This window comes from Streptomyces sp. (genome assembly GCF_035563135.1).
Taxonomy (GTDB): Bacteria; Actinomycetota; Actinomycetes; order Streptomycetales; family Streptomycetaceae; genus Streptomyces.
On the sequence record NZ_DATMVN010000426.1, the window covers coordinates 1 to 4,070 of the forward strand.

The following is a 4,070-nucleotide window of genomic DNA, read 5'->3' on the forward strand; positions in this document are numbered from 1 at the left end:
CCCGGACCGTCTCGAAGACGCCGTCCCCCACGGTCAGCCCGTGGTCGAGCACGGACAGCCGGGCGTCATCGGCGTCGCGCAGTCCGCCGTTGACCCAGATCCTCATGACGCGGTCCTTCCTGTTTCCTCGTGGGCGCCCGACGCTACAGCGAGCAGCCTGGATGCCTTGAGCTCGGTCTCCGCCCATTCGCGCGCCGGGTCGGACCCCCAGGTGATGCCGGCCCCGGTACCGAAGCGCAGCAGCGGGGCGGGCCCGGTGCGGTCGATCCAGAAGGTCCGTATGCCGACGGCCAGTTCTGCGGTGCCCCGGTCGGCGTCCACCCAGCCGACCGCTCCGCAGTACGGACCGCGGGGTGCCGTCTCCAGGGCTTCGATGATCCGCAGCGCGCTGGACTTGGGCGCGCCGGTGACCGAGCCCGGCGGGAACGCCGCGGTGAGCAGCTCGGGCCACCCCGCACCGTCGGCGAGCTGTCCGCGCACGGTGGAGACGAGGTGGACGAGTCCCGGGTACTTCTCCACGGCACAGAGGTCGGGGACGCTGACGCTGCCGGGCACGCAGACACGGCCCAGGTCGTTGCGGACCAGGTCCACGATCATCACGTTCTCCGCGTGGTCCTTCTCCAGCAGATCGTCCTCGGTGCGCCCGGTGCCCTTGATCGGTCCGGATCCGACGGTGCGGCCGTCGCGGGCGAGGAAGAGTTCCGGGGACGCGGTGGCGATCTCCACACCGTGCTCCGGGAGCCTGATCGTGCCGGCGTACGGGGCCGGGTTGCCGCGGGCCAGCAGGGCGGTGAGGGCGTCGACGTCGGCCTGCGGGCCGGGCAGCGGCGCGGACAGCACCCGGCAGAGGTTGGCCTGGTAGACCTCACCGGCCGCGATGTGTTCACGGATCCGCCGTACGCCGGCCATGTAGGCGGCCTTGTCGAGTGAGGACGCCCAGTCCTGCGGGCCGGGCCCCCGCCAGGCCCCGGGCACGGGGAGGGGGACCTCCTCGGAGCGCACGGTGGCGAAGCGGGCGCAGACCGCACGGCCCTCGAAGTCCACGCACACCGCCCAGAAGCCGGATGATTCGAGAGCTGCGGGATCGCTGGTGACGTCCCGCAGCCCGGAGGCGACGAGGCCGCCGAAGCGGGCAAGAGGGGGGAGGTCGAGCACGTGACCGAGTCTAGAGCGGCACGCGGTGACCTGCGGCGGGCGGCGGTGGCGCAGCACGCTGCGCAAACGCGTTTTTGTGCTGGCCCGGGAATCCGCTAGAGTTCAACACGTCGCCGGAACGCGCAAGCGGGCCGGGAAAGACAAGCGGACGTAGCTCAGTTGGTAGAGCGCAACCTTGCCAAGGTTGAGGTCGCCAGTTCGAACCTGGTCGTCCGCTCGCAGAAGGTGGGGGATCTTCCCGAGCCCCCGCCCCTGGTGGAGTGGCCGAGAGGCGAGGCAACGGCCTGCAAAGCCGTCTACACGGGTTCAAATCCCGTCTCCACCTCCAAGGACGATTAGCTCAGCGGGAGAGCGCTTCCCTGACACGGAAGAGGTCACTGGTTCAATCCCAGTATCGCGCACCAGCCGAAGCCCCGGTCGTCTCGACGACCGGGGCTTCGTCATGGGCGGTGCGGGTCAGCCGGTGAAGAGCTGGGTCGCCTTGCGGACGAGCTCGTGGAGTCCGTACGCGAACGGCAGGGCGACCCAGAGCCAGACGAACACCATGAGCGGCTTACGACTGCTGGTGGACACGGGGGCTCCCTTCCGGTGCCTCGTGGAAGCGTGCGTGGACCGGGCGGATGCACTCGTTGGCGACGAAGCCGACGATCAGCAGCCCGATCATGACGGTCAGGGAGGTCGTGTAGAGGCTGGGGCCGCTGTGTCCCGCACGCTCCCCCGCGTCCGCCACCCGGTTGACGATCAGCGGGCCGAGCACTCCCGCCGTGGACCAGGCGGTCAGCAGGCGGCCGTGGATGGCTCCCACCTGGTACGTGCCGAAGAGGTCCCGCAGATAGGCGGGAGCGGTCGCGAATCCTCCGCCGTAGAAGGACAGGATCACGAGGGCACAGCAGATGAAGAGCGGCTTGGAGTCGTTGCCCAGCTGGGTGATGATCACGTACATCAGTGCGCCGACGCCGAGGTAGACGCGGTACATGTTCTTGCGGCCGATCAGGTCCGAGGTGGAGGACCACAGGAGGCGGCCGCCCATGTTGGCCAGCGAGAGCAGGGCGACGAAGCCCGCCGCGGCGGAGACCGAGACCGGGGTGGAGGTGTCCGCGAAGAAGTCCTGGATCATGGGCACGGCCTTCTCGAGGATGCCGATGCCCGCGGTGACGTTCGTGCAGAGGACCACCCACAGGCACCAGAACTGCGGTGTGCGCAGGGCGTTGCGGGCGGAGACCTGGGCGTCGGTGACGAGCCTGCGGGTCTCCTGCTTCGGTTCCCAGCCCTCGGGGAGCCAGCCGTCCGGCGGTACCCGCACGAGGAGGACCCCGAGCGTCATGAAGAGGGCGTAGACGACGCCGTGGAGCAGGAAGGCCGTGGCGATGCCGGAACGGTCCGTACCGAAGCTCTCCAGCATTCCGGTGGACCAGGGCGAGGCGATGAGCGCACCGCCGCCGAATCCCATGATGGCGATGCCGGTCGCCATGCCGGGGCGGTCGGGGAACCACTTGATGAGGGTGGAGACCGGCGAGATGTATCCGATGCCGAGGCCTATGCCGCCGATGAAGCCGTAGCCGAGGACGACGAGCCAGTACTGGCCGGTGGCGGCGCCGAGCGCGGCGACGAGGAAACCGGAGCAGAAGCAGACGAGGGAGACGGACATCGCCCAGCGGGGGCCGTTGCGCTCGACCAGGGTGCCGCCGAAGGCGGCCGAGAGGCCGAGCATGACGATGCCCAGCTGGAACGGGAGGGCGCTTGCGGTGCCCGAGAGGCCGAGAGCGGTTTCGAGCGGGGGCTTGAACACGCTCCAGGCGTAGGCCTGTCCGATGGAGAGGTGCACGGCGAGCGCGGCGGGCGGTACGAGCCAGCGGCTCCACCCCGGGGGCGCGACAGTCCGGGACCTGTCGAGGAAGTTCATGGACCCGCACTTTAGGCATCGGCCATGGTCATGACTAGATCATGGAACAGAAGTCCGTCGGCCGTACGCGCTGCGGGCCCGGGCGCCGGGCCCGGACCCGCCCTGCGGCAACACCCGCTCAGAAGGCCGGGTCAGGAGCTGAACAGCATCCGGCCGAAGCTCTTCTGACGGTGGTGACCGCCGTAGTGTCCGCCCTGGTGCGGCGCTCCCCAGGCGGGGGCCGGCGCAGCGGGGTAGGCCTGCGGGGCGGGCGGCGCGGGCGGCGCCTGCTGGGCCCACTGCGACTCCAGACGGGTCAGGGACTCCAGCTCGCCGTAGTCGAGGAATATCCCCCGGCAGCCGCTGCACTGCTCGATCTGGACACCGTTGCGGTTGTACGTGTTCATCGGGGCGTGACACTTGGGGCACTGGATCATCGAGTGGGCTCCTCAGTCGTGACGACGTCACCGGAACGCATGCCCGGTGGTGATCGCCTTACCCTACGACGCGCGTTCGGACACCAACTCGGGCGGGAGGGATGCAATTCGGACACATGCGTCGATCATCAGCTGTTCCACCTCATCCGGACTGCGGTCCTCCGCCACGGACTTGGCCAGGGCGAGGGCGGCCGTCTGCACGGTGAGCGCCCGCGCCACGACGTCGAGCTCGGGCCACGGGTCCCCTTCGGCTCGCACGGCCGGGCCGCCGGCCGCCCGGTAGGTGTCGAGGAACCGCAGCCAGGTTCCGGGCGGCAGCAGCCCGGCCGCGTACCAGGCGGCGGGCCGCGCCAGGTCCCAGGCGGGATCGCCCAGGCCCGCGTCGTCCAGGTCGATCAGCAGCCAGGGGCCGTGGTGCGCGGGGTGCCGCACGAGCTGGCCGAGGTGCAGGTCCCCGTGGCAGAGGAATCCGGCCCGGCGCCCGGGCGCCGGGTGCTCGGCGCGGGCCCAGCCGAGCAGCCCGCGCCAGGCGGCGAGCACGGGCGTGACAACCGGGTCACCGGGGCGGGCGTCGCACATCCGTGCCACGGCTCGGG

At 70.5% G+C, this 4,070-nt stretch carries 5 protein-coding genes, 2 tRNA genes and 1 pseudogene; 2 read left to right on the plus strand and 6 right to left on the minus strand.

Going from position 1 to position 4,070, the window contains the following annotated elements; all coding sequences use genetic code 11:
* Both VN520_RS18735 and VN520_RS18740 read right to left on the minus strand, forming a co-directional pair.
* Positions 1–106, minus strand: a pseudogene (locus VN520_RS18735) (4-amino-4-deoxychorismate lyase); the annotation flags it as partial.
* Entirely contained in the window at positions 103–1,155 is a 1,053-nt protein-coding gene (locus tag VN520_RS18740) for a chorismate-binding protein (protein ID WP_325748070.1), read from the minus strand. The pseudogene VN520_RS18735 and the gene VN520_RS18740, both read right to left, overlap by 4 nt.
* Positions 1,156–1,299: 144 nt before the next feature.
* Here VN520_RS18740 and VN520_RS18745 point away from each other — a divergent pair.
* Together VN520_RS18745 and VN520_RS18750 are read left to right on the plus strand one after the other, a co-directional pair.
* Positions 1,300–1,372: transfer RNA gene (locus tag VN520_RS18745), tRNA-Gly, on the plus strand.
* 37 nt (positions 1,373–1,409) lie between these two features.
* Positions 1,410–1,483 (plus strand) — tRNA-Cys (locus tag VN520_RS18750).
* 128 nt (positions 1,484–1,611) lie between these two features.
* On the opposite strand, the gene VN520_RS39665 is transcribed toward VN520_RS18750, so the two are convergent.
* The 4 genes from VN520_RS39665 to VN520_RS18765 form a co-directional block, all read right to left on the minus strand.
* The gene (locus VN520_RS39665) at positions 1,612–1,728 is read right to left on the minus strand and encodes an MFS transporter small subunit (protein ID WP_414719887.1); all 117 of its coding nucleotides are present in this window, start codon (positions 1,726–1,728) and stop codon (positions 1,612–1,614) included.
* Positions 1,709–3,058, minus strand: coding sequence for an L-lactate MFS transporter (locus VN520_RS18755; protein WP_325748071.1), 1,350 nt, complete (start codon positions 3,056–3,058; stop codon positions 1,709–1,711). Before VN520_RS18755 ends, VN520_RS39665 begins: the two co-directional genes overlap by 20 nt.
* Before the next feature lie 131 nt (positions 3,059–3,189).
* A complete protein-coding gene (locus VN520_RS18760; RefSeq protein WP_325748072.1) occupies positions 3,190–3,474 on the minus strand; it encodes a zf-TFIIB domain-containing protein in 285 nt (94 codons plus the stop codon).
* 63 nt (positions 3,475–3,537) lie between these two features.
* Positions 3,538–4,070, minus strand: a 533-nt coding sequence (locus VN520_RS18765) for a phosphotransferase family protein (protein ID WP_325748073.1), incomplete at its 5' end; no start/stop codon positions are given.